Source organism: Lentilactobacillus sp. TOM.63, assembly GCF_030361045.1.
Lineage (GTDB): Bacteria > Bacillota > Bacilli > Lactobacillales > Lactobacillaceae > Lentilactobacillus > Lentilactobacillus dabitei.
In genome coordinates, this window is sequence record NZ_JAUCAP010000134.1 from 1 (window position 1) to 3,393 (window position 3,393).

The 3,393-nt window shown below is 38.3% G+C and carries 1 protein-coding gene and 2 pseudogenes; all 3 read right to left on the bottom strand.

Annotation, left to right across the window (positions count from 1 at the left end; all coding sequences use genetic code 11):
- Positions 1 to 128 precede the first annotated feature (128 nt).
- Positions 129 to 2,165: a KUP/HAK/KT family potassium transporter gene (locus QUF07_RS13505; protein WP_289427940.1), complete on the bottom strand. Its 2,037-nt coding sequence runs from the start codon at positions 2,163 to 2,165 to the stop codon at positions 129 to 131.
- Positions 2,166 to 2,416: 251 nt separating this feature from the next.
- Positions 2,417 to 3,295 (bottom strand): annotated as a pseudogene (locus QUF07_RS13510) (IS256 family transposase); the annotation flags it as partial.
- An 8-nt stretch (positions 3,296 to 3,303) separates the two neighbouring features.
- Positions 3,304 to 3,393, bottom strand: a pseudogene (locus QUF07_RS13515) (IS5/IS1182 family transposase); the annotation flags it as partial.

The window sequence follows — 3,393 nt, forward strand, 5'->3', positions numbered from 1 at the left end:
TGTGGTAAACACCATTTTAAAGGAAGCTGATCTTTTTTGTCCGAACAGCGTTCGGATTAATTTTACAATCTACCTAAAACTAAATATAATTTTTCTAACTTAGTTGTTGCACTTAAACTACTGCATACTCATTTTTCAGTCTTACTTAATCTGCCTCGATGATAAATTTTCTTTTGGATTAAGTATTGATCCTGATCTTGAGTAATAAATAACGGAGAACTTTCTTCTATGACATTGCTAAACTCCAAACCATACCATGAAATAGGTGAAGCCGTAATTTTCTGCAAATAGATGCGCCCGCCAATCAATCTTCTATCTAACGAGCTTAACTTATCATTGACAATTAAATCTGCTGGTTGTTCCTTTATAATAACAAACTTAAAGTCGCCGACTTTCCGTTGTCGCTCTGTTGAATACGTGGGTATTTGTGGTTCTAAAATACCTTGTTCCACTAGATGATTTACAACTTGATGTAAGTAGACACTAACGGATTGAGATTTCCTAAACCCTAAGTAAAATTGAACGTTAACAACATTATGCGTCTCAAGTAAATCAACTGTATAATTACTTTCATAAGGTGCATTGGTTTCATTGACTGTAACAAACCAATAAACTTTAGCTCTTTTAGGTTGTCTGTCGAGAATAGAATACATGGTACTACGCCTAATTTGGTAATCACCCTTAATTTTAGTCATATACACTAAGTTAGTCGTGAACAAAGGTACTGTATTGTCTGCGCTTAATTTAGAGAGTTGATCACGATAGTCAAGAAGTGAAACATACTCGCTTTCTTTCTCATAATGTTCTCTTCGTTTATTTCCAAAGTACCAAAGCCACATAATATAAAGAATGCCCAACATGATTGTTAACGTAACATAACCGCCATGAATAAACTTAACCAAACTTGAAATTAGAAAGATTAACTCAATAAAACCAAAAAACAAGGCAATTATAAGTGCTGTTACCTTAGAAAGGTGTTTCTTTAAGAATTCATGCAAAAGCACAGTAGTCATAAGCATGGTAATAGTGATCGCTAAACCATACGCGGCCTCCATTTTTTGTGAACTACCAAAGAACCAGACTACACTAATTGTTATTATACATAGTATCCAGTTAACAGTTGCAATATAAATTTGATTTTTTATATTACTTGGATGTCTAATAACCATTCTAGGTAAAAATTTTAAGCCAATTGCTTCATCGACTAAAGTGTAAGAACCCGTAATCAACGCTTGAGAGGCAATAATTGCAGCGAGTGTGGCTAGCAAAATGCCAACTAGGCGCCAAGTTCCGGGGAGCATTTCATAAAAGGGATTTAAGTTCGATAAGTTCCTGTAAGCAGTATCACCTGCATGTCTAATTATCCAAGCACCCTGACCTAAGTAATTTAAAAATAGGGTACTATATACTAGTGGCCATGTTACATAAATATTCTGCTTGCCAACGTGACCCATATCGGAATATAAAGCCTCTGCTCCTGTGGTTGCCAAAAAGATACTTCCAAGTATAAAGATTCCCACTTTGTTAACTGGACTGAATAGTACCCTAATTGCATAATAAGGAGAAATAGCCTTCAATATCATTGGATAATTGATTAGATTAACGATTCCAAAGACAGCCAAAAAGCCAAACCATAAAATCATCACTGGTCCAAAGGATTTCCCAATCACACCTGTTCCAAAACGTTGAATCATAAATAATACGAGTAGAACAACTGTTGTGATAATCAAGACGTTATGTTGAGAATTACTAAACGCCACAGGGCCAAGGTGTTGTTTTTTTAATCCCTCAATGGCTGAAGTCACAGTTACTGCAGGAGTTAATGTTCCATCGGCCAAAATGGCCGCCCCACCAATCAAGGCTGGCCAAATTAACCATTTTGAATTTTTTCGAACCAATGCATATAAAGCAAAAATTCCGCCCTCACGCTTATTATCGGCTTGCATTGCAATGACAACATACTTCAACGTTGTAATGATCATTAATGTCCAAAAAATCAACGAGATCGATCCAATCACGTAATTGGGAGAAATATTTCCCATTTTACCGGCGTCACCAATCAATGCATTCATAACATACAATGGTGAAGTGCCAATATCACCGTACACAATTCCTAAAGTAACAAGTGTCCCCGCAAAAGAAACACGTTCTAGTTGCTTATTCATATTTGCTTGCCCCCAACGCTAATTATTGAAATATAGCACTGCAAAATAGTAAGCCTAAACACGAAGAAAAGCAACTATGCCATATACATCATAATGAAATCACTTTAAAGAAGCTCATAATTTACGATATACTGATTGAAACCATAAATTATGGGCATTCTATTCTTAACTATCTAGTTGAACCATCTGATAGGTAGCGTCAAGAATCTTGTGTAAATGAAATGCCTTCGTACATATAATATGTATCTAACTTAAATAAATGATGCTTCCAAGGTGTCCTGGAGTCCTTTGAACCCTCGGTGGATCCGCTTCAGAGACTTCTCGTTATAAACATTAAACTGAGAAACCAGGAAGCGATCCAGTGAATCTTCCGTTGGAAATTGTTCTTTGTGGTGGGTGGTGCGCTTGAGATGCTTATTAAAGTTCTCAATCAGGTTAGTGGAGTAGAGTGATTGCCGGATAGCTGGTGGAAAGTCCATGAAAATGAGTAAATTCGGCATTTTAAGCAGATCTTTGATTAATTTGGGATAGGTCTGATGCCAGTTGTTGGCGAACTCATTCAGTTTCAGTTCGGTTGCTTCACGGTTGGCGGGCCGATGAACTTGTTTAAAGTCACTGATCACGGCCTTGCGGTCTTTTACGCGAACTTTGTTCATCAGATTCCGCCCAACATGAACCAGGCAACGTTGTCGTTTGGCTTTAGGGAAATGCCGATTCAAGCCTTCATCCAAACCAACTAACCCATCGGCCACAAACAACAGCACATCTTTAACGCCCTGCTTGATCAAGGTTCCCAGCAGTTCAGTCCAGATTCCAGTCGATTCCGTTGGCGCCACTTGGTAGTTCAGCACTTCTTTCGTACCATCTGGACGAATGCCAATCGCAATATGAACGGCTTCTTTTTGAACGGTATCCCGCTTTAACGGCAAGTAAGTGGCATCTAAGAAGATGGCCGCATATTGTGAAGCCAGTCGACGTTGCTGGAAAGCTTGAACCTGTTCATTGACGGCTTTAGTCATGTTGGAAACCGTGGCTTTGGAGTAGTGAGCACCGTACATTTTCTCAATGAGTTCGGCAATTTCAGCAGTGGTAATTCCCTTGGTATACAACTGAATGACCGTTGTTTCTAAGAAACTGTTTAGTATCTTTTGAGAAGTAACCTGATAAAAGCTAACGAAACCATCATGAGACTAGTGTTGAGCTTACGCTCACAGTTACGCCATAAACG